A 20,554-nucleotide genomic window follows, 5' to 3' on the forward strand; every position below is an offset into this window, starting at 1 on the left:
TGTCAAAGGTAAGTAAAATAACTCCATTTATGTACCAAAAAAGAAAGAGTCTAAATATGTATCGATCAAATGTATGTGACATGACTTTCGCCCCCTTATCTACTATGATCATTATAAAGTGATTCTCTAAATTGTACAAATGTTGTACAGTTCGTTGAATAGGATGGAGGAAAAAATGAGCAAAGAAGTTGTTATTGTTACAGGAGCAGGGAATGGAATAGGGCGAGCGATTGCAAAAGAATATGCCGAAAATGGAGCAATTGTGATTGCGACAGACATTGATATAGATGCAGTGAAGGAGCTCGTAAACGAAGAAGGACCTACAAATGAAAGAGGCGGAGCAATTCATGCTTTTGCATGTGATGTGCGAGAAGAAAGTCAAATTACAGAAGTGGTTAGTCATGTAAAGCAACAATTTGATCGGATTGATATCTTAATTAATAATGCAGGTGTATCTACCTTCAAGTCACCTTTTGAACTCTCTGTAGACGAGTGGGATGATGTGATAAATACTAATTTACGGAGCGTGTTTATTTGTACTAAAGAAGTAGCAACGACCATGAAACAAGAGGGGTACGGCTCGATTGTCAATATTGCCTCAACACGAGCATTTATGTCTGAACCAAACTCTGAGGCTTATGCTGCTTCAAAAGGGGGTATTGTTTCATTAACACACGCTTATGCGGCTAGTCTACAGGGTGAGGGAATTCGTGTAAATGCCATTAGTCCGGGATGGATTCACACAGGCAGTATGGATGAATTGAGAAGGGCGGATCACGAACAGCATTTCTCCAATCGTGTAGGGACTCCTAAAGATATAGCGTTAGCATGCTTATACTTAACAAATAGAGAAAATTCATTTATTACGGGTGAAAATATCATCTTAGACGGAGGCATGACTCGGAAAATGATTTATAAACATTGATCACTTACAATCTTTCTCTCATGTTTTAACAAATCAGTGGGAAGCTTAATGGAAAAGGAGTGTAGTATAAATGGCAAATAAATCATACCCAACGAGTCAACCGGCTCAACATCAAAATCGACAACCGGGCTTTGAAGAGGATATGGAACCAAAACCAATTTATGATCGTCCTCGGTACAAAGGAAGTGGAAAGCTTGAAGGGAAGGTAGCTCTTATTACTGGAGGGGATAGTGGGATCGGAAGAGCAGTCGCGATCGCATTTGCAAGAGAAGGAGCTGATCTTGTGATCGGTTACCTAGATGAACATGATGACGCTCAGATTACAAAGCAATTAGTTGAAAAAGAAGGAAGAAGCTGCCTTTTATTTACTGGGGATATTGGCGAAGAAAGTATCGCGAAACAACTAGTTCAAAAAACGATCGAGACACATAACCAATTAGATATTCTCGTAAATAATGCAGCAGAGCAACATCCTCAAACATCATTAGAGGCTATAACGACTGAACAATTGGAGCGAACATTTAAAACAAATATTTTCTCCTTTTTTCACGTAACCAAAGCTGCCCTCCCTCATTTGAAAGCAGGTGCGAGTATTATAAATACAGCATCTATTACTGCTTATCAGGGCAATGATCAGTTGATTGATTATTCATCGACTAAAGGAGCGATTGTCAGCTTTACTCGTTCGCTTTCAGAATCCTTAATAAAGCGTGGTATCCGTGTTAATGGGGTGGCACCTGGTCCAATTTGGACGCCGCTGATCCCGGCAAGTTTTGATGCGAGTCATGTGGCTTCGTTTGGTCAAAATTCTCCGATGAAACGCGCAGGACAACCAGAAGAACTTGCTCCATCGTATGTCTATTTGGCTTCAGATGATTCTTCTTATGTGAGTGGGCAAATGCTGCATGTAAATGGAGGAACGATCGTGAATGGCTAAGTAAAGATGAGTGTTGCATATCATTAGTGCTATCCGCTACACTTAATTGTGAGGAGTGATGGAGATGAAACCTTTACAAATTTCAGCAGAGACTGCACAAAAATTATCAAAATCGTTAAATGTTCCGATTGAACAAATTATGCATATGCCACAGCATATTCTACTTGCGAAATTGGCGGAGCTTGAAAAAAAAGAAGAGTCAAATTAAAAAAGCAAGCGTATCCTTTTAGTGAGGATACGCTTGTGTTTTGTTTATTAAGAGGCAACTTGATGTTTTGGTTGAGGGAGTTCTGAGTTTTGAGTTTCAATAGCTGTTGCTTGTTTATAGGCACAATAGATAAAGAATACAGCAACTAACACATAACCTATCGCAAAATCTGGAGCAGCATTAACAGCTAATGCCGGTGCATGCATAAATCCAACGAAGGAGAGGAAGGCAGCGATTAGTGAGAAGATCGTTGCTTGTTTAAAGTTGCGATCAATAATAGCAACAGTAATGGCTCCTAATAGAATCGCTGTAAACATCGCTCCTTGACCTAAAGGTACAATCCCTTCCGAAATACCAGCGACGACCTCACCTGCAGCGTTATTAAATCGCGTCATCACATAGTTTGCAAAGTAGGGTAGCATAGCAATCGCTACAGCTGGATAATATTTTTTCTTGTTTGACTCAAAAGCAGTTGTGACCATTGAAAGACCAACGAACACCAGGATTGGTGCAATCGCTGCTAGTGGAATAATCGCAGCAAGGCCTGCAATGACGCCTGTAACTGCGGTAAGACCAAATACGATCGCATTTAAGATACTATAACCACGTCCTGCCCCCATTTGCTTAGAGCCTACCGTAGCAATATACACGGTAGTAGGGAACAAGCCACCAAAAATTGCACCAATCATCGTACCTGCACCATCCACCGCTTGACATTCACGTACATCATAAGAATCTCCCGCAGCAGACATTGCGTCTACATTGTTCATTGTTTCAATCGCATTATATAACGTAATGGGTAAAAGGACTGCCAGTAAACCAATTAAAGCACCGAATAAATACGTCATCCCTTCAAATGCGGCAAGTGATGGAAGGATAGGATAAAATCCGACATTGGCAATCCCTTCAGCAATACTTCCTGGAGATTGATACCCAAGTGCAAAAGCTAAAGCAGTACCAATTATTACTGCAAAAAGTGAAGCAGGAACTTTAAATGGCATTGCTACTTTTCCAACAACTCCAACTAAAATAATAGCAAGTGCTACGAGACCAACAACTGGAATCGAAAAAGTATTAAATAACATTTCACCAGCAATAAACGTAATCGCAACCCCTGCAAGAGCACCTAACATTGCCGCACGAGGGAGGTGGTCACGAACCCAATTTCCAGATAAACTAACCAACGCTTCAACAAGTCCACTTAAAAAGGCTGCAGCAACGGCAATTTTCCAAGCAAGTTCAGGGTTACCTGTTAACGCATTAGCAGGCGCCAACACTCCAAATAAGAAAACAAACATAACGGGAGTACTTATTCCGTAAGATAGGGCAGTAACATCTGTCCGATTTTCTTTTACCGCTAATCGCTTTGCCATATAAGCATAGTAAAGATTACCGACCATAACGGCTACCGCTGCACCAGGAATCACTTTTCCAAAGACAATACTAGCTGGAAAGCCCATGCCAAGCATGGTGACAGCGATAATGACGAAGTTTGCTAAGTTGTTTTGAAAAAGTGCGAAAAACGCATCAGTATCTTCTTTTTTATATAGTGGATAATGGATTGTATTCGTTGACATATTTGTTCCCCCTTATGATTGGACAGAAACTGTTTCATCTAAAAATGTTACCTTACCATCCTCTAGGGAATGAAGACGAGCTAATGATTCAACGCGATATCCCTGCTCATCAAGTTTTACCCTTCCTGGTTGAAAGGATTTTTCGATCACAATGCCAATTCCACTCACATGTGCTCCGGCTTGTTTAACAATATCGATTAATCCAAATGCCGCTTGTCCATTTGCTAGAAAGTCATCAATAATTAATACGCGATCATCCTCAGTTAGAAAATCTTTTGAGACGGAAATGTCATTTGTTTGTTGTTTCGTAAAAGAGTAGACCTGACTAACTAATAAATTATCTGTTAAAGTAAGGGATTTTTTCTTGCGTGCAAAGATTAGAGGGACCCCTAAATCAGTCGCTGCCATAAAACTCGGAGCAATTCCTGATGATTCAATCGTTAAAACTTTGGTGATACCATCTTCTTTAAATCTTAAAGCAAATTCCTTACCAACCTCAGCCATCAAGTGGGTATCAACCTGATGGTTTAAAAAGGTATCGACTTTTAACACCTCATCTGATAATACCTTTCCTCTCTCACGAATTGCTTTTTTTAGTTGTTCCATATGACACCCTCCCCATAAATTACAACAAAAAACCCGAATCCCAAGGTACCTGCATGACAACAAGTGATACCTTGACATTCGGGTTTACAAAAACCTATCGAGAAGGAAGCCACGGAAATAGGCCAACATACTCAAAAGACGGATGTCAAAAATCACTCATAGTCAAGCCATTTACGGTAGCTTGGTAGAAACTTGTGAGCCATATCCCCACGATTATACGAGTTCATTTTATTTAATGTTTGTGTATACGGGTCATTATAGAGGATTATTTATCGTATTAAAAGAGTTTTTTGAGAAAAACGAATAAAAGAGTTAAATTCCGAAAATTCATTCGTTTTTATAGGAGTGTGATATCTATAAAAATTTGTAATGTAAATATGGTATATATTCTAAATTTGAGTAATCCTACCTTTTTACTTGTCTTTGGGTGTGATCTCGCTATAATATAGAAATATATTTAAAATTGTTAAAGAAAGAGGGAATTACAGTGGGGAAAATGAGTAAGTATTCAGTATGGTTAATTTTTGTGATGGTGAGTGCGTTGTTCGCTGCATGCTCAAGTAACGATTCAGTAGAAGATAATGGTTCCCAAGGGACGGAGAGATCAGGTGGAGATTTAACTATTGATGTTCAAGCTGATCCCCAAACACTAGACCCTCATCTTGGAAATGATCACCAAACGCTAAACGTAGGACGTACAATTTACGATACATTAGTTTATACAGATCAAGAATTAAACATACATATGGGTCTTGCAGAAAGTTTTGAGCCTATTGATGATACAACATGGGAAATTAAACTTCGTGGCGATGTAGTATTCCATGATGGTTCACAATTAAATGGAGAAGTGATCAAAGTAAATGTAGAACGCATACTGGATGCAGATATAGCTTCACCAGTATCATTTTTGTATGACATGATTACAGATATTGAAGTAGTTGATGAGTACACAGTACAAATAGAAACTGAGTATCCTTTCGCACCTCTTCCTGCTCACTTTGCTCATCCTGGCGGACATATTATTAGTTCAGAGGCAATCGCTGCTGATTACGAAGCGATGGAAGGAGGAGAAGAGCCTGGAAGTGTTATTAACGCGCAGCCAGTCGGCTCTGGATATTTTAAATTTGAAGATCGAGTACATGGTCAATCAGTTAAAGTTGTGAAAAATGATGAGTATTGGGGCGAAAAAGCGAAAGTAGATTCTATTACTTTTAAGGTTGTACCTGAAGATCTTACGCGTGTGGCAGAACTTGAAACGAATTCAGCTCAAATCATTGGTCACTTGAATCCTAGCGATGTGACACGCGTTGAAGAGACTGATGGTGTGAAGGTTTCAAGACAAGATAGTGTAAGTTTGGCTTATCTAGGATTTAATAACACTAAAGAACCTTTTACAGACCAACGAGTAAGACAAGCCATCTCAATGGCAATTGATAAAGAGCAGATAATTGATGGAATTATGGACGGTGCTGCTCTTCCTGCAAAGGGTCCACTTGCTCCTCCTGTATTTGGTTATAGTGAGGAAGTAGATGGAATCAGTTATGATGTAGAAGAGTCGAAAGAGTTATTAGTTGAAGCTGGATTTGCTGAAGGGTTCGAAACAACGATCTGGACCGATGATGCACGTATTCGTATTGATGTAGCAGAGTATCTTCAAAATCAATTAGCTGAAATTGGAATAAAAGCAGAAATTCGTTCAATGGAATATGGGGCATTTTTAGATAGTATTACAAACGCTGAACATGATTTAATGATTGGTGCTTGGGGAACTGTAACGGCTGATGCTGATTATGGACTTTACCCAATGTTTCATTCATCTAACTTTGGTATGACCGGTAATCGTACGTTTTATTCAAATGATGAAGTGGATGAATTACTGATTCTAGGTCGTCAAGAAACGGATGAACAGGCGCGTCTAGAGATTTATAAAAAAGCTCAAGAAATCATTATCGATGAGGCTCCACTCGTGCCACTTTATCATACTGAGCACCTTGCTGGATTACGTGAGGATGTAGAAGGATTCTGGATTCATCCAAGCAGCTTGTATTTCCTACGTGATGTTTCCGTTCCATAATCAAGGTATGTAACTCCACTAACCCCCAAGCATTTCGCTTGGGGGTTATATGCGTTCATAATAAGGAGGGGGGTGCTTAATGATGAATTAGCATACGTAAGCGGAACCGACAATTACTAATAAGATGAATAATACGACGATTAACGTAAAACCACCTTGATAAGAGTAACCCATATCTGTCAACTCCTTTCTGCTCTGTTCCATACATACTATGTCAAAGCGCTGAGTATGGTTGGGCTAATTCGAAAATTTTTAGGTGAAAGTCAGTATTTCTTAGATCTTGTCTTTTCTTGTTTGAGAACACTCTTTGAAGGGAATAGTACAACCAAGCCTTCCCTTAGTGCGACAATATTTGACAAGGTCCTGCGTTCATATTAAAATATGTAAGCGAAATGAATAGGGCAGGATTGTAACTGATTAGATCAGGCAAGACCTTGAGAAACGAATGGGGAGCACGAGGCTATCTTTGTACGTTTTTTTGGGTCTTTTTTCTTTTGTAAAGTAAAAGACGACAAATCCATGTCATGAAATTAATTGAGAGGTGTTTTGAAAATGTTAAAGAAACTATTCGGACTTGATAAGAAAGAAGCTGCACCAGTTCAACCTAAACAAGAAATTGTTCACTCTCCAATGACGGGTAAATCAGTGGCAATCGAAGCTGTTCCAGATCCAACGTTTGCTGAGAAAATGATGGGTGATGGAGTCGCAGTTGAGCCAACTAGTGGGACAGTTGTTGCCCCAGTATCTGGTGAGATCATGCAAGTTTTCCCTACTAAGCATGCGATCGGTATTAAAACAGTAGGGGGTGCTGAGATTCTTCTTCATATCGGCCTTGAAACAGTTAATATGAAAGGAGAAGGATTTATAGCCCACGTAAAAGAAGGTGACAAAGTGAAAGTAGGAGACGCATTAGTGGACTTCGATCTTGACCTTGTTAAAGAAAAAGCTGCTAGCATTATTACACCAATCGTTGTGACAAATCAAGACGATTTAGATAGTGTTGTGAAAGAAACAGCGACAGATGTAGTTGCAGGTGAAACACCTCTACTTACATTAAAGATGAAAGGGTAATGACATGTAAGTGAAGCCATTCGCTGGCTTCACTTTTTTCGTGCTACCCTTTAATGAATCTAAAGCAAGGAGAGCTTTCGCTTTTCTCTAATTTCCGCTACAATAGTTTGGTGTATAGAGTATGTCGAAATAACTAGGAGCATATTGATGAAGATTAATAAAGTGTTGAACAACAATGTAGTCGTAGTAAAAGAAGGTCATGAGGAAATCATTGTGATGGGGTCAGGACTTGCTTTTGGAAGGAAGAAAAATGATGTCATTAACCCTGAGAAAATCGAGAAAGTATTTGTGATGCAAGATAAGAACGAATACGAGAAGTTTACACAAATCATCCATATGCTACCGGAAGAGCACATCTCACTAGCTGAGCAAATTATTACGTATGCAGAAAAATACTTGCGCACGAACTTGAATGAGCATGTCCATATTGCCTTAGCTGATCATTTATCCTTTGCCATTGATCGTATCAAACAAGGGTTTAGCTTACATAATAAACTTCTCCATGAAATCAAGGCATTGTATCCAACTGAGTTTGAAGTTGGTAAATGGGCAGTCGAGCTTGTATATGATCAAGTAGGCATTCGATTACCAGAGGATGAAGCAGGTCATTTGGCTCTACATATCCATACAGCTAAAATGAATGGCTCCACTATGAATGAAGTAATGAATACAACTGTAATATTGCATGAGCTCATCACACTAATTGAGGAGACGCTTCAAGTAAGGGTGGAAGAGGAGTCTATCTCATATCAACGGTTAATGACTCATCTTAATTTTGCTTTGAAAAGGGTCGTTGAGCAGCAGCCTTTTCAAGATGTGGACCCTGAAATGCATGATCTAGTAAAAGATAAATATCAACAATCCTATGAAACGTCATTAAAGCTTGCAGAACATGTAAAAGATAGGCTTGAACAGAAGCTCCCACCTTCAGAACTTGTCTATTTGACGTTGCACATACAAAGGATTGAAAAGAAGAAAGAAAATGAGGTGTAAGAAGAATGAAAGGGATTATTTCACTTGGTGAAGCTCTAATAGATTTCATCCCATTAGATGCAGATAATACGACGTATCAAAAAAGCCCCGGCGGAGCCCCTGCAAATGTCGCAGTAGCGTGTGCAAAGTTAGGAGCTAAGTCAACATTTGTAGGTAAGGTAGGTCAGGACGTGCTAGGGGACTTTATGAAAGACACATTGAAGAGGAATGGGGTCGACGTTTCTTCTATGATATTAACAGAGGAAGCGAGAACGGGAGTGGTATTTGTCACGTTAGATTCTGATGGCGAACGTAACTTTAGTTTTTATATCGACCCAAGCGCGGATCGCTTTTTAGCAAAAGAAGATCTTAATGCAGACATTTTTACTACACATAACATCCTTCACTTTGGTTCAATTTCAATGATAAGTGAACCTAGTAAAAGTGCGACAATGGAAGCCGTCAAATTAGCGAAAGAAAACAACCTCATTATTTCATACGATCCTAATTTACGCTTAGGGTTATGGCCTTCAGAAGAAGAAGCAAAAAAGACAATTACCTCAATGTTACGTGGAGCAGATGTTGTAAAGATTTCTGATGATGAATTACACTTTATCACAGGGGAAAACGAGCTTCAAAAAGGAATTGAAAAGTTAGCTCAATATGAAATTCCCGTTCTTTTAGTTACATACGGAAGCAAAGGGAGCTATATACATGTAAAAAATGAAACGTTGCATGTACCGGCGCGAAAGGTTAAAACCGTTGATACCACTGGTGCAGGGGATGCTTTTGTATCAGGTATTCTATACCAACTTAGTGAGCGGAGCGAGAAAGTTATTGAACTTTCACAGCAGGAATGGAAAGAAATCATTCAATTTGCATCTGTTTCAGGCTCGTTAGCTGCATCAACGCGTGGTGCAATGACGGCACTTCCTACATTAGAAGAAGTAAAAAAAGAACTTTAGTAAAAAATAAACCCTCGAACACCGATAATTGTTCGAGGGTTTATTTATGAAGAATCACCAATAATTCTATTATGTCTTCAGAATATGTCGATATTGTTAGAAAATCCTACAATTTCTTCAACTTACCCTTGTTTTCTATTTCTATTTTTGTATAATGATAAATAGTTGGTAGAAAAGTTTGAAAATTGTTAATACTATTAGGCATAAGGTAATATGCTTCAAAAGAAGGCATGTTTCAGTAAGAGGTGATCAAGTTGGCTTCGGATGTTCCTATTACAATCTCAGAAAAGGCATATGACTATATCAACGAACAAGGAGGTACCTTATTCGTCTCATTATTTCATGGGAATGCGTCTTGTTGTACGGGAGGCATTACTGAATTAGTTTTGTCAACCAAGAGACCTAGTGGTAGTAATAAATTTCAGAAAATTCAGCATAAAGAAATAGAATTGCTACTTGAGCCGAATCTTCCTCTAAAAGAAAAAGGATTACAAATCCACCTTTCTTCATTTGGTTGGATCAAGAGATTACAAGCATCAGGCTTACAGAGATTTTAATGAGGAGTTAGGTGATGGTAATGAAGAATATTGAAATGAAAGAATTTATTAATGAAATGGCTAACCAGTATACGATGCAATTCAATGTGTATCGTGAAGAAAAGCTTGGGAAGACTGAATTAGATTTTTATGCAGAATTTCAACGACGTGATGAGAAATATCTTATGACTAAAACAATTAAAGTGTGGAGTGTAGAAAATCAACAATATGCGTTTGTGAAGAGCCAAGCAAATGGTATCTCGACTGAAGACATTAAGCAATTTGCAAAAGAAATTGATACACGGATTAAGGAATTTGTACCAGCTAAGCGCGATCATATGTCAACGTATTTTGTCGGATTTATTGTGACCAATCAACCAGTAGATAAAAAGGTAATGAAGGAGGTGAGGAAGGCACGGAAGCTGCAATTCTTAAATTATGGTTTACATGGGTGGGCAGATCGATATATTGCCATTGTCGACCTAACAGAGAGAAAAGTATATGTAAATAACAAAGGTAGAGAGTTTGTTAAGGGATTTGAGGATGCCTTACTAAAGGGGGAAGCTAGAGTATGAACTTTTTAACATTAATGATGATCTCAGGTGTGATTTTACTACTCGCTTATCGTATTTATGGACGCTTTTTAGAAAAAGAATTAAAAGTTGATCCGAATCGTGTTACACCTGCTGTGGAAGTAAATGATGGCGTCGAATATGTGCCAGCGAAAAAACCGGTTTTATTGGGGCATCATTTCGCTACTATTGCAGGAGGTGGACCGATCACAGGACCGATCACAGCGGTTGTATTTGGATGGCTACCTGCTGTACTGTGGATTATTATCGGAAGTATTTTTATTGGTGGAGTGCACGATTATACATCCCTACAAGCATCCATTCGTCATAAAGCTAAATCAATTGGTGCTGTTATTAAAGAGTATATGGGTGGAAGAGGACAAATTTTATTTCTTACATTCTCGATTGCTACGTTAATTCTTGTGGTCGGCGTATTTATGATCCTTGTAGCTAACACATTCGTTTCTGTGCCTGAAGCAGCTACAGCTTCAGTATTATTCTTAGGAATTGCTCTTATTTTTGGATTCTTTGTCAACCAGCTTCGTGTCAACCTAGTTATTGCAAGTGTATTTGGTATTATTGCTATGCTCTTATCGATCTGGGTAGGTATTAACTTCCCGATTCACTTAAGCGCGACAACGTGGTCACTTATTCTACTAGGCTATGCGTACGTGGCTTCAGTTATGCCAGTATGGTTATTATTACAACCACGTGATTATTTAAATGCATTTTTATTGTATGGAATGATTATTGGTGCTGTTATTGGTATTTTAATTGCATCTCCAACCATTCAATTACCTGCATACACAGGATTCCGTCATGAAACAATGGGCTTTTTATTCCCGATTTTATTCATTACGATTGCATGTGGAGCTATTTCTGGATTTCACTCCCTTGTTTCATCTGGTACTACTGCGAAACAGCTTGATAATGAGAAAAACGGAAAGTTCATCGCTTATGGTGGGATGTTGCTAGAAGCATTTCTTGCAATCATTGCCATTGGTTCAGTGGCTTATCTATCGCAAGCAGAGTTCGCAGCGAGAATGGATGCACTTGGTGGTCCAATTGGAACATTTGCTGCAGGGATCGGTCACTTCATGTCATTCTGGGGTATCCCAGAAACTACAGCTGTCACATTTGCTGCGTTAACTGCTTCTGCTTTCCTTTTAACAACGCTTGATTCGGCAACCCGTTTACTACGGTATGCTGTTCAAGAAATTTCAGAAGATCGTGCACCTAAGGCTTTCCAAAACTCACACATTGCAACTGCTACTGGACTTGTAGGTGCTGCAGCCCTTGCCCTCTCTGGAACTTGGAGTCAAGTATGGCCGCTATTTGGTTCAGCTAATCAAATGCTTGGTGCATTAGCTCTTCTTGCAGTTGCGGTATGGCTAAAGAAGACTGGAGCACGTACATTCTATGTAATTATCCCAATGTTCTTCATGTTCTTTGTGACAGTTGCTGCACTTGGGGTCCTTATGTACAATAACTTTGTCGCAAATAACTGGTTGTTATTCGGCTCTGCGTTTGTCTTATTTATTCTTTGTATTTTCCTAGCTATTGAAGGCTGGAGAGCACTGACAGAGAAAGAAGAACAAGATCGAACAGTTAAAATGTAAAAAAAGACGAGTCATTTTAAGTAAATGACTCGTCTTTTTTACGTTTATATTCCGAAGCTTGGGAAGACATATGGTGTTTCAGGTTCTGGAACCTCTGTTATCTTATCAAGGTGTATAAGAGGGATGTGAAAATCATTATACATCGTTTTTCCGATTGAGCCTCTAATGTGAACCCATGTGTCATTTTCATAGTGTGTTGCCTCGCTCGTTTCAATCATCGTTCCATATACAGAAGCATCCGCGACACAGCATGTCATCCCAAATCTAGCTACCACTAATTGATCATCGTCAAAATCTGGTTCTCGGTAAACAAAACCTACCATTTCAATTTCTTTTCCTTCGAAACGATCCAAATGTAAATCCAGTACAGTCATAACATCTAGATAATTTTCCTCGGTCACAACTAGGCGATCTTCTTGAAGTAATTCTTCAGCCAGCTCATCATAATAAGAGTTAAATCCTTCTTCGGTATAAAATTCATCTGCACTAAATTCATCGGTCTCATCAGGTTCAGACGTTAAATTATCCATGTAGCCATCTGGATCATTTAAGTAAGCTTCAGCTCTAGAAGTAGAAGAAGAAGTGGATTCAGTTGCACCTTGGGCAGTCGGTTTTGTTAAGATACCAGATCCATATTGGATCCCACGATTTTGGGCGACGCTACTATCAAGAACTTTATCTGGTAAAACAAATCCAAGGATAATAGGTACTATGAATATAGAATAAATGAAAAGTTTTCTAACGGCTGACCCTTCCATACTGTGATCAGTACCACAATCACATAATTGTTCTTCTTCTTGCCCTTTAGATGTACTTCTAATTATTTGGATCACGCCTAGTAGTAAGAACACTCCTGTTGCAAAGTAGATAAATGGCATCATATTCGTCGCAATGTAGTAACGGATGTTACCGGTAATAATAAAGGCAAGCATTAATAGCGCAAACCCAATTAATATAATTCCCCGTATATAAGCATGAAATCCTAAGTCCGTCTCTTTCTTCAAATTAAAACACCTCCTACTAAAGTTCTTATCTTAAAGGACTAAAAATTGAAAGGTCATGACAGCAGCAAATACTGATACTGTTACAACGATCATAAATGTGACAACAAAACGAGCTTTAAAGAAAGCAAATAACATGATCGTATTTTTTAAATCGAGCATAGGTCCATACACTAAAAAGGCAATCAATGAACCAGTTGTAAAGGTATTTCCAAATGAGGAAGCTACAAATGCATCCGCTTCTGAACAAAGGGAAAGTAAGAAAGCAAAAGCCATCATTACTGCAGTCGAAGACCACTCATTGCTACCAATTGTTAATAGGATCTCTCTATCTAGGAACGTTTGAAATAACGAAGCAATGAAAGCTCCTAATATTAAGTATTTACCCATTAAGAAAAATTCATCTGAAGCATGATAGAGTGTTTGTTTAAAACGATTCATTTTCCGCTTAGGGGTCTGTAGCTCAACAGGCTGAACTCCTATTAATTCATCTTTAGATAATTTGAGTTGATCACTATTTCTAAAAATCACATATAAAATAGCTCCTATAAGGATGGCGAGGAGAAAAGCCAGTCCCATTCGGGCATAGAGGACGGTAAGGTCTGTTCGAAAAGCAAAGTATGTTGAAGCGGCTACAACAGGATTTAAAATAGGTGCCCCTACCAAAAAGACAACCCCTACATGAAGAGGCATCCCTTTTTTGATTAACCTGCGCACAATCGGAACAATGGCACATTCGCAGATTGGGAAAATAGCACCTAAAAACGCAGCGGGTAAGAGAGCAGCAAAAGCATTTTTAGGCAAGTAGCGATGAATCCATTCTTCTTTTACATAGATTTGAATTAAAGCCGAGACGAATACACCGAGTAAAATAAAAGGTACGGCTTCAATAACAATGCTTAGGAAAATCGTATTTACCGTTAACCAAGTATCCGGTACACCAAGACCTGCTTGATCATTTTTGAATGATTCAATGTTAAAAAATAAAATTAAAAATAGTAAGAGCAAGACAAATCCAATCATGTCTTTGCCAAACGAAATAAATGCTCTGAGGACTTTCATAATAGGTGGTATCGACTCCTTTAAACAGTCTATTCATTAACTTATGTAGAGAAGGGAATATCTATGAGAGTTCCTTTGATAGTTTATCATAATTGAACTTTAAAAAGGGAGAAGATTCGAATTCGTAACAGGATTGAAAAAATAGCGAAAAACGTCGAAAAAAAGTGCTAGATTCATGGAAGCTTTCCTGTTACACTACGGGAGTTGCCCGATGGATATTTGAAAAAGGATGGTGATTGAACATGGTTCAGGCTTTAATTATTTTTGTTGCGCAACTGTTATTTGTGCCAGTCTTAACCTTACGTACGATTATGATGGTTAAGGGGATGAAAGAAAAAGCAGCTGCTATGGGGATGCTAGAAGGTATTATTTATGTTGGAGCACTAGGACTAGTGTTCAGTGACTTATCCAACTATTTAAATATGGCATCATATGCGCTAGGTTTTGGGGTAGGTCTTTATATAGGTGCTATTATTGAGCAAAAGCTTGCAATTGGCTATGTAACGATTGAAGTTAATATTATGCAACGTAATGAAGAGTTAACAAATCGCTTAAGAGAAGTAGGTTTTAGTGTTTCTACTGCTGAGGTAGAAGGCATGAGCTCGTCACGTTTTAGATTGGATTGCACAGCAAGAAGAGATCGAGAACGCGAGTTTATTGACATTGTTAATTCATATGAGCCAAGTGCATTTATTGTCTCATTTGAGCCTCGTAATTTTAAAGGCGGTTATATTACAAAAGCAATGAAAAAACGCAAGGATAATTTCTTGAAAAAGAAAATGAGTGCTTAATAAATGAAGAACATAAGGTTAGCGATTAGCGGTCCTTATGTTCTTTTTATTGTTGCAAATAAGAATGATTTTGATTTATAGTGGTGTTTATGCTAATTTAATAGAAAAGAATGTGAGGTGTTAGAGGTGAACAAACAGATTCCAGCGTATGTTCTAACAGGATTTCTTGGAAGTGGTAAAACAACGGTACTACTAAGGATGATTGAGGTAGCCAAGGCAAAAGGAATGCAGCCTATCATTGTAATGAATGAATTGGGTGAAACCAATGTAGAACGTCATTTATTTAAGGACATTGAAATGGTTGAACTTTTAAATGGATGTATATGTTGCACGATTCAAGATGATATGCGAAGTGAGCTTGAACAAATTCTACATACAGAAAATAAAGGAGATATCTTATTCATTGAGGGCACTGGAGTTGCGAACCCGGAGGAAATAATTGAAGCTCTAACTCACCCTCAATTAATTGACCGAGTAAAATTGCAATCGGTTATTAGTGTAATTGATGCAAGTAAATACGTAGACTATCAGAGTAGGTTTCAAAGTGCCAAGGAAGTAAGAGAACTATTAAAACAGCAGGTGACACTTGGAAGTTTAATTGTTTTGAATAAAATCGACTTAACGAGTGATCGATTGTTAGAAAAAGTGAGAAGGAAGGTACGGAGTGGTAAAAGCGAACAGACCCCGATCGTTGAAGCTTCAAATGGGCTTATTGAAGAAGAGGACTTATTTGCTACACGATTTAAATGGGATGAAATGAATTTTCATCATACTGAGGAAGATGAACACGAACACCATCATCATCACAACCATTCTTTCCAAGCAATTAAAGTTTCCAATGTAGGAAAAGTAAATCGAGTGAAATTTGAAAAATGGTTAAAAAAGCATGATGAAAAGTTAGTACGTGCAAAAGGGATGATACAGTTAAGTGAAACCCCGAAAGCTTATAATTTTCAATATGCATCGAAGCAGCTTCAACTCACACCTACGTCTTCTCATGAAGAGTTTGTCATGATATTTATTGGAATTGGGTTAAATAAGGAAGAACTGATAAATTCTTTTAGGGAAGAGGTTGTTGAATAAATAATGTGGAAGAAGCGGAGCTCTTAAGCTTCGCTTCTTTTTGTACTATTTTGCATGTAAACTCAGGACATCAATTCTTTTTCAGATTGTATTGCTTTTGCTTCTTTTAAACAGATCTGTTTCGCTTCCTCAACAGAATGAGCTCTCAGCGCTCGGGTAACTACACGATTGACACTAGTAGAAATAGGCCCTTTCGCTAGCTTACTTGTGCAAAGGTAATCACGTTTTGCGCAGAGTTCGTCTAAAAATAAGTCAAGTTGATTTGATTGCTTAAACTGACTCCACAACACTAACCCGAATGCAGAGGCTACTTCAACTTCTGAATGCTTTTGGATCTTTTGAAAAGTGATTGCTTCCCATACTTGTTCAATTGATTGAAGCTCTTGATAAACTTCTTTTTGGGGGATGTGACGTTGGTCTATTACTTTCAGCGAATGAGTTGTATCATTCCAATCAACATTTAATGAGCTCATTTATCCACTTCCTTTTATAATACTTGATAATTGCTCTAACAAGAGAACTTAATACAATCTTTTTGTATAACTTTCCTCTAGTTGTTCTTGAACTTTTTTCACATTTGTCTGCAAGCTTTTAGCATGAGTAACGAGTATCTTAGCTGCATTAGGTAATTCACTTTTCCAACTTGTGGAATCCCATAGATTAGAACGAATAAATGCTTTTGCACAGTGAACAAAACATTCGTCTACTTTCACAATAATGCCAAGCTTTGGTGTCTTTTCTGTTACATTCATCTGCTCTAATAAATATCGATCTTTTGTGATAAATGCTGATCCATTAATGCGTAATGTTTCATTTAAACCAGGGATCAGGAATAGTAAACCTATTTTAGGGTTGTGTAAGATGTTACGTATCGAATCAAGTCGTTTATTTCCTGGTCGCTCAGGGATGATGAACGTATGGTCATCAATGACTTTAATGAAGCCAGCGGCATCTCCACGGGGCGAGGCATCGCAAAAACCGTTGGAATCAGAGGTAGAAAGAATGACAAAAGGTGATTTTAATAAAAAATCAATGACATGTGAGTCTAAGTAGGAAATCACTTTATTTTTAGCTAAAGGACTGGGCTGACCAATCAATTCTTCTAGCTCATCAACTGAATGAACGAGCGATTGTGTATTGATATCCATATTCCGCTCCTATTTGTTTGAATTATTTGATTAGTTCTTATCTTACTTTACTCTGCTGATTGCGTAAACAGCGAGCTAGCAAATAAGTTTAAAAATAACTTATTTAGGGAAACGAATAAGGGATATAGATAAAAGGAGTGAAGTTTTATGAACGTACTAGTAGTTGGAGCAAATGGAAATGTAGCTAAACAAGCCATTACTGAATTAAGTCAAACAAGCCATAAAGCAATCGCCATGATTAGAGATGAGAAACAAACTGAATCTCTTTTGGATGCAGGAGCCGATCAGGTAGTCATTGCAGATTTAGAAGATGAGATTGATCATGCTTTTGATGGAGTAGATGCAGTGATTTTTGCAGCAGGTTCAGGTGGACATACGGGTGCTGATAAAACGATTTTAATTGATATGTGGGGTGCGATGAAAGTTGTCGATGCTGCAAAGAAATATCAAGTTAAGCGATTTGTGATGCTTAGCTCAATGGGGACGGTGGATCCAGATAGCAGCGACCGTATTAAACCTTACTTGGTTGCTAAAAAAATCGCAGATGATTACTTAAAACAATCTGGGTTATCCTATACCATTGTTCGACCGGGTAGCTTAACAGATGATGAAGCTACTGGAAACATTAAATTAGAACATGAAATTGAAGTTCGTGATACGACGATAACTAGAGCAGATGTAGCGAAAGTCTTAGCTGGTGTTGTTGATCGTGTTAATACGTTTGGTAAGACCTTTGAAATTTTAAATGGAGATACACCTATAGAGGATGCATTAGATCGCGTTTAAAATAATGATGAGTAAGCACAAGAAATGTGCTTACTCATTTTTTTTATTTACCTTCATACATATAGATTGAGGTGGTTGCATGGGGGGAGTATTTGTTCTTTTTTATGAAATGCTCGCTTTATTAGCTATAGCAAGCATTGGTTTTATTGCAAGAAAGTATACTATTCTACCTAAAGAGTCAAACCAAGTTATTACAAACGTCATTTTATATATAACGCTTCCCGCCTTAATTCTTTATGCGATGGATATTGTAGTTACGTCTGATATTTTAGTTGAGTTTATTCTTTTATTCGGTTTATCCATTTATGCTCTTGGTACAGCAACGATTGTTGGGTATGTGATGAGGAAAAAATCTTCAATTGGTTCTGAACAAAAAGGGGTGTACGAGGCCTTAATAATTTTTGGTAATCAAGGGTTTATTGGATATGCCGTTACTTACCATTTATTTGGAGAGACAGGTATTTTATATACAGCGATTTTTATGTTGCTTTATCTATTCTTAATTTGGACCTATGCCATTTATTTAGTAGCAAGAAGCTATCAAAGGCTTAACATGAAGTTACTATTAGTCAACCCTGGTGTTTTGGCCACCACAGTAGGCTTAGTATTTATGATGTTACCTGTTAGCTGGCCTCCTTCAGTTTCCACTTTGCTTCTAACACTGGGGGAGATGACGATGCCATTATCAATGCTGCTTATTGGAAGTCTTTTGGCAGGGATTTCTCTTTCAGCTTATAAATCTATTCTATTTTCAAAGTATATTTGGTTGGCTGTGCTAGCCAAACTTATTATTATTCCAATGCTCCTACTTCCGTTTTTGTATCTGCCAATCTCTCTTACGGTAATTGGGGTCGCTATTTTAGTCACTGCAACACCATCAGCACCGACGATTTCAATGTTTGCAGAAAAGTATGGAGGAGATGCCAAGTTTGCAGCTTTAGTGGTTGCACTGAGCACGATGTTCTGCGTAGTGACGATTCCACTATTTTATGGAATGATTTTATGGCTAATATAAAAAGCGATCCCAATAGGAATCGCTTTTCTTTATTCAAGCTCCATAATAAAGTTGGCATCAAAATAAAAGAAAATGAAAATAGCAGCTACAAAACAGTAGATAGCAAAGTAGATTAGCTTGCTTTTCTTTAAAAATTCAATTAACCATACTATCCCTAACCAGGAGAAGATAAAGGTTGCAAGGAAGGCAACAACTAATGAAAGAAGTCCTATATCTGCTACTAAAGAACCGTCAGCAAAATCTCCAATTGCAAACACAGATGATCCTAGGATTACAGGAATTGAGAGTAAGAATGAATAACGAACAGCAGTTTCTTTACTTAACCCAGCAAATAAAGCTGTAATTAACGTTGCTCCTGACCTCGAAATTCCGGGGATAACTGCTAGTGTTTGTCCTAATCCAACAATGACTGAATCAAGGAATGTCATATTTTCCACTGTGCGATTTCCGTATTTAAAGAAACGCTCAATAATAATCAAAAATAATCCTGTTGTAGCTAGTGCAATCGCAATAAATGGTGGAGTTTTTAAGAAATTCCCGATTGAACCTTCGAGTAATATCCCTAAAACGCCTGTAATACCCGTCGCAACAACAATGTAGAGTCCAAATAAAAATTGAACACGATTTTCTTTTGAACGATTACCTAAGAATGAAAAGAACCCAACAATCACTTCTACTAAGTCTTTTCTAAAATAGATAATAACTGCCAAGATAGACGCTAGATGGAGAAAGATCTCAAAGCCAAACCCTGGGAAAGAATACCCTAGTAACATTTGAGTAATAATAATGTGAGCTGTACTTGAGATTGGAAGAAATTCAGTAATTCCCTGAACTATTCCAAAAATAATCGCTTCAATTAATGACATAACCAAGTTCCTTCCTTTTGTGAAGATAAAATGTGTAAGTAGTTTTGTTTGCTAGTTTAATAACTGCTTCATTCTAGCAAACTTTTAGCTAATAGAAAAGTGTTTGTCCAATAACTCCATCATACGTTCACTATTTTGTTCCTTGCTACTCTATAAATAACTTCCTATACTATAGAGAGATTTAAGTGGAGAACGTGTTAGAGAATGGATGTGAATACATGAAACGAAAAAGAACGCTCATTGTGCTCGTGATTGCTTTTGTTTTAGCGGTGGTAACGACCCTATCCATGGACCGCCAAGAGGTAGGGAATGAAGTAGGTATGATCGCTGAAAACTTTGAGCTGCCGACCAATGATGGGCATCAATCCGAATTTAGTGAATATGAAGGCCGTGTAGTCGTGTTAAATATGTGGGCATCTTGGTGTGAGCCATGCCGTGATGAGATGCCTGATCTAATGTCTTTACAAGACGATTATAATAGTCAGGGCTTAGATGTTGTGACCGTCAATATGCAAACGTACGAACGCACGTTAAATGATGCACCTGAATTTATAGAAGAAATGGGCCTTACTTTACCGGTTTTCTTTGATGAAGATGGTGTCGTGTCTGACCGATATGGAATACGTGTGCTCCCGACAAGCTTTATCATTGATCGAGATGGGGAAATAAAGCATGTCATCGCCGGTGAAGTAAATTATCAAATGTTAGAAGAATTGATAGGCCCACTTTTATAAGCCGAG

General features: G+C 38.1%; 23 protein-coding genes and 1 riboswitch. Of the genes, 15 read left to right on the forward strand and 8 right to left on the reverse strand.

What is annotated here, in order from left to right:
- Window positions 1-175 precede the first annotated feature (175 nt).
- The 3 genes from RYX56_RS02805 to RYX56_RS02815 all read left to right on the forward strand — a co-directional run bounded on the left by RYX56_RS02805 (window position 176) and on the right by RYX56_RS02815 (window position 2,070).
- Window positions 176-925, forward strand: a complete 750-nt coding sequence (locus tag RYX56_RS02805; RefSeq protein WP_317120614.1) for an SDR family NAD(P)-dependent oxidoreductase — start codon at window positions 176-178, stop codon at window positions 923-925.
- 70 nt (window positions 926-995) lie between these two features.
- Entirely contained in the window at window positions 996-1,862 is an 867-nt protein-coding gene (locus RYX56_RS02810; RefSeq protein WP_317120615.1) for an SDR family oxidoreductase, read from the forward strand.
- A gap of 64 nt (window positions 1,863-1,926) precedes the next feature.
- Window positions 1,927-2,070 carry a YycC family protein gene (locus tag RYX56_RS02815; RefSeq protein ID WP_317120616.1) on the forward strand — a complete coding sequence of 48 codons (144 nt, stop codon included), beginning with the start codon at window positions 1,927-1,929 and terminating at the stop codon, window positions 2,068-2,070.
- Between the two features lie 47 nt (window positions 2,071-2,117).
- Here the strand turns inward: RYX56_RS02815 and RYX56_RS02820 are convergent, their stop codons facing one another.
- Together RYX56_RS02820 and RYX56_RS02825 are read right to left on the reverse strand one after the other, a co-directional pair.
- Window positions 2,118-3,647 carry an NCS2 family permease gene (locus RYX56_RS02820; RefSeq protein ID WP_317120617.1) on the reverse strand — a complete coding sequence of 510 codons (1,530 nt, stop codon included), beginning with the start codon at window positions 3,645-3,647 and terminating at the stop codon, window positions 2,118-2,120.
- Window positions 3,648-3,659: 12 nt separating this feature from the next.
- A complete protein-coding gene (locus RYX56_RS02825; RefSeq protein WP_317120618.1) occupies window positions 3,660-4,253 on the reverse strand; it encodes a xanthine phosphoribosyltransferase in 594 nt (197 codons plus the stop codon).
- A gap of 139 nt (window positions 4,254-4,392) precedes the next feature.
- Window positions 4,393-4,494: riboswitch (purine riboswitch) on the reverse strand.
- A gap of 255 nt (window positions 4,495-4,749) precedes the next feature.
- On the opposite strand from RYX56_RS02825, the gene RYX56_RS02830 reads away from it, so the two are divergent.
- Window positions 4,750-6,327 (forward strand): glutathione ABC transporter substrate-binding protein, encoded by a 1,578-nt coding sequence (locus RYX56_RS02830; protein WP_317121296.1) that lies wholly within the window; start codon window positions 4,750-4,752, stop codon window positions 6,325-6,327.
- An 87-nt stretch (window positions 6,328-6,414) separates the two neighbouring features.
- Here the strand turns inward: RYX56_RS02830 and RYX56_RS02835 are convergent, their stop codons facing one another.
- Window positions 6,415-6,531, reverse strand: coding sequence for a YjcZ family sporulation protein (locus tag RYX56_RS02835; RefSeq protein WP_317120619.1), 117 nt, complete (start codon window positions 6,529-6,531; stop codon window positions 6,415-6,417).
- Between the two features lie 348 nt (window positions 6,532-6,879).
- On the opposite strand from RYX56_RS02835, the gene RYX56_RS02840 reads away from it, so the two are divergent.
- The 6 genes from RYX56_RS02840 (at window position 6,880) to RYX56_RS02865 (ending at window position 12,062) form a co-directional block, all read left to right on the forward strand.
- Window positions 6,880-7,398, forward strand: coding sequence for a PTS sugar transporter subunit IIA (locus RYX56_RS02840; RefSeq protein WP_317120620.1), 519 nt, complete (start codon window positions 6,880-6,882; stop codon window positions 7,396-7,398).
- Between the two features lie 147 nt (window positions 7,399-7,545).
- Window positions 7,546-8,391, forward strand: coding sequence for a BglG family transcription antiterminator LicT (licT, locus tag RYX56_RS02845; protein ID WP_317120621.1), 846 nt, complete (start codon window positions 7,546-7,548; stop codon window positions 8,389-8,391).
- Window positions 8,392-8,396: 5 nt separating this feature from the next.
- Window positions 8,397-9,335, forward strand: coding sequence for a carbohydrate kinase family protein (locus RYX56_RS02850; protein ID WP_317120622.1), 939 nt, complete (start codon window positions 8,397-8,399; stop codon window positions 9,333-9,335).
- A gap of 254 nt (window positions 9,336-9,589) precedes the next feature.
- Window positions 9,590-9,892, forward strand: coding sequence for a CC/Se motif family (seleno)protein (locus RYX56_RS02855; RefSeq protein ID WP_317120623.1), 303 nt, complete (start codon window positions 9,590-9,592; stop codon window positions 9,890-9,892).
- Between the two features lie 14 nt (window positions 9,893-9,906).
- Window positions 9,907-10,446, forward strand: a complete 540-nt coding sequence (locus tag RYX56_RS02860; RefSeq protein ID WP_317120624.1) for a DUF8052 family protein — start codon at window positions 9,907-9,909, stop codon at window positions 10,444-10,446.
- Window positions 10,443-12,062, forward strand: a complete 1,620-nt coding sequence (locus RYX56_RS02865) for a carbon starvation CstA family protein (RefSeq protein WP_317120625.1) — start codon at window positions 10,443-10,445, stop codon at window positions 12,060-12,062. Before RYX56_RS02860 ends, RYX56_RS02865 begins: the two co-directional genes overlap by 4 nt.
- A 44-nt stretch (window positions 12,063-12,106) precedes the next feature.
- Here the strand turns inward: RYX56_RS02865 and RYX56_RS02870 are convergent, their stop codons facing one another.
- Window positions 12,107-13,066 (reverse strand): TIGR03943 family putative permease subunit, encoded by a 960-nt coding sequence (locus RYX56_RS02870; RefSeq protein ID WP_317120626.1) that lies wholly within the window; start codon window positions 13,064-13,066, stop codon window positions 12,107-12,109.
- A 30-nt stretch (window positions 13,067-13,096) separates the two neighbouring features.
- A complete protein-coding gene (locus RYX56_RS02875; RefSeq protein ID WP_317120627.1) occupies window positions 13,097-14,125 on the reverse strand; it encodes a permease in 1,029 nt (342 codons plus the stop codon).
- Between the two features lie 242 nt (window positions 14,126-14,367).
- Here RYX56_RS02875 and RYX56_RS02880 point away from each other — a divergent pair, with 242 nt between their 5' ends.
- Together RYX56_RS02880 and RYX56_RS02885 are read left to right on the forward strand one after the other, a co-directional pair.
- Window positions 14,368-14,916, forward strand: coding sequence for a DUF2179 domain-containing protein (locus tag RYX56_RS02880; RefSeq protein ID WP_317120628.1), 549 nt, complete (start codon window positions 14,368-14,370; stop codon window positions 14,914-14,916).
- A 126-nt stretch (window positions 14,917-15,042) separates the two neighbouring features.
- Window positions 15,043-15,999 carry a CobW family GTP-binding protein gene (locus RYX56_RS02885; protein ID WP_317120629.1) on the forward strand — a complete coding sequence of 319 codons (957 nt, stop codon included), beginning with the start codon at window positions 15,043-15,045 and terminating at the stop codon, window positions 15,997-15,999.
- Between the two features lie 62 nt (window positions 16,000-16,061).
- On the opposite strand, the gene RYX56_RS02890 is transcribed toward RYX56_RS02885, so the two are convergent.
- A complete protein-coding gene (locus tag RYX56_RS02890) occupies window positions 16,062-16,472 on the reverse strand; it encodes a hypothetical protein (RefSeq protein WP_317120630.1) in 411 nt (136 codons plus the stop codon).
- A gap of 48 nt (window positions 16,473-16,520) precedes the next feature.
- Window positions 16,521-17,147, reverse strand: a complete 627-nt coding sequence (locus RYX56_RS02895) for a pyridoxamine 5'-phosphate oxidase family protein (protein WP_317120631.1) — start codon at window positions 17,145-17,147, stop codon at window positions 16,521-16,523.
- A 147-nt stretch (window positions 17,148-17,294) separates the two neighbouring features.
- Here RYX56_RS02895 and RYX56_RS02900 point away from each other — a divergent pair, with 147 nt between their 5' ends.
- Both RYX56_RS02900 and RYX56_RS02905 read left to right on the forward strand, forming a co-directional pair.
- Window positions 17,295-17,933: an SDR family oxidoreductase gene (locus RYX56_RS02900; RefSeq protein ID WP_317120632.1), complete on the forward strand. Its 639-nt coding sequence runs from the start codon at window positions 17,295-17,297 to the stop codon at window positions 17,931-17,933.
- A gap of 79 nt (window positions 17,934-18,012) precedes the next feature.
- Complete coding sequence (locus tag RYX56_RS02905; protein ID WP_317120633.1) at window positions 18,013-18,948, forward strand: AEC family transporter; 936 nt, start codon at window positions 18,013-18,015, stop codon at window positions 18,946-18,948.
- Window positions 18,949-18,977: 29 nt separating this feature from the next.
- On the opposite strand, the gene RYX56_RS02910 is transcribed toward RYX56_RS02905, so the two are convergent.
- Window positions 18,978-19,814 (reverse strand): undecaprenyl-diphosphate phosphatase, encoded by an 837-nt coding sequence (locus RYX56_RS02910; protein ID WP_317120634.1) that lies wholly within the window; start codon window positions 19,812-19,814, stop codon window positions 18,978-18,980.
- A 218-nt stretch (window positions 19,815-20,032) separates the two neighbouring features.
- Between RYX56_RS02910 and RYX56_RS02915 the strand changes: the two genes are divergently transcribed.
- A complete protein-coding gene (locus RYX56_RS02915) occupies window positions 20,033-20,548 on the forward strand; it encodes a TlpA disulfide reductase family protein (protein WP_317120635.1) in 516 nt (171 codons plus the stop codon).
- Window positions 20,549-20,554 lie beyond the last annotated feature (6 nt).

The sequence above is a fragment of the Alkalihalophilus lindianensis genome (genome assembly GCF_032843265.1).
In the GTDB taxonomy this organism is placed as follows: Bacteria; Bacillota; Bacilli; order Bacillales; family Bacillaceae_D; genus Alkalihalophilus; species Alkalihalophilus lindianensis.

Coding starts and splice junctions, on each gene's coding strand:
- RYX56_RS02805 (WP_317120614.1), top strand. CDS start 176: ATGAGCAAAGAAGTTGTTATTGTTACAGGAGCAGGGAATGGAATAGGG.
- RYX56_RS02810 (WP_317120615.1), top strand. CDS start 996: ATGGCAAATAAATCATACCCAACGAGTCAACCGGCTCAACATCAAAAT.
- RYX56_RS02815 (WP_317120616.1), top strand. CDS start 1,927: ATGAAACCTTTACAAATTTCAGCAGAGACTGCACAAAAATTATCAAAA.
- RYX56_RS02820 (WP_317120617.1), bottom strand. CDS start 3,647: ATGTCAACGAATACAATCCATTATCCACTATATAAAAAAGAAGATACT.
- RYX56_RS02825 (WP_317120618.1), bottom strand. CDS start 4,253: ATGGAACAACTAAAAAAAGCAATTCGTGAGAGAGGAAAGGTATTATCA.
- RYX56_RS02830 (WP_317121296.1), top strand. CDS start 4,750: ATGAGTAAGTATTCAGTATGGTTAATTTTTGTGATGGTGAGTGCGTTG.
- RYX56_RS02835 (WP_317120619.1), bottom strand. CDS start 6,531: ATGGAACAGAGCAGAAAGGAGTTGACAGATATGGGTTACTCTTATCAA.
- RYX56_RS02840 (WP_317120620.1), top strand. CDS start 6,880: ATGTTAAAGAAACTATTCGGACTTGATAAGAAAGAAGCTGCACCAGTT.
- licT (WP_317120621.1), top strand. CDS start 7,546: ATGAAGATTAATAAAGTGTTGAACAACAATGTAGTCGTAGTAAAAGAA.
- RYX56_RS02850 (WP_317120622.1), top strand. CDS start 8,397: ATGAAAGGGATTATTTCACTTGGTGAAGCTCTAATAGATTTCATCCCA.
- RYX56_RS02860 (WP_317120624.1), top strand. CDS start 9,907: ATGGTAATGAAGAATATTGAAATGAAAGAATTTATTAATGAAATGGCT.
- RYX56_RS02865 (WP_317120625.1), top strand. CDS start 10,443: ATGAACTTTTTAACATTAATGATGATCTCAGGTGTGATTTTACTACTC.
- RYX56_RS02875 (WP_317120627.1), bottom strand. CDS start 14,125: ATGAAAGTCCTCAGAGCATTTATTTCGTTTGGCAAAGACATGATTGGA.
- RYX56_RS02880 (WP_317120628.1), top strand. CDS start 14,368: ATGGTTCAGGCTTTAATTATTTTTGTTGCGCAACTGTTATTTGTGCCA.
- RYX56_RS02890 (WP_317120630.1), bottom strand. CDS start 16,472: ATGAGCTCATTAAATGTTGATTGGAATGATACAACTCATTCGCTGAAA.
- RYX56_RS02895 (WP_317120631.1), bottom strand. CDS start 17,147: ATGGATATCAATACACAATCGCTCGTTCATTCAGTTGATGAGCTAGAA.
- RYX56_RS02900 (WP_317120632.1), top strand. CDS start 17,295: ATGAACGTACTAGTAGTTGGAGCAAATGGAAATGTAGCTAAACAAGCC.
- RYX56_RS02905 (WP_317120633.1), top strand. CDS start 18,013: ATGGGGGGAGTATTTGTTCTTTTTTATGAAATGCTCGCTTTATTAGCT.
- RYX56_RS02910 (WP_317120634.1), bottom strand. CDS start 19,814: ATGTCATTAATTGAAGCGATTATTTTTGGAATAGTTCAGGGAATTACT.
- RYX56_RS02915 (WP_317120635.1), top strand. CDS start 20,033: ATGAAACGAAAAAGAACGCTCATTGTGCTCGTGATTGCTTTTGTTTTA.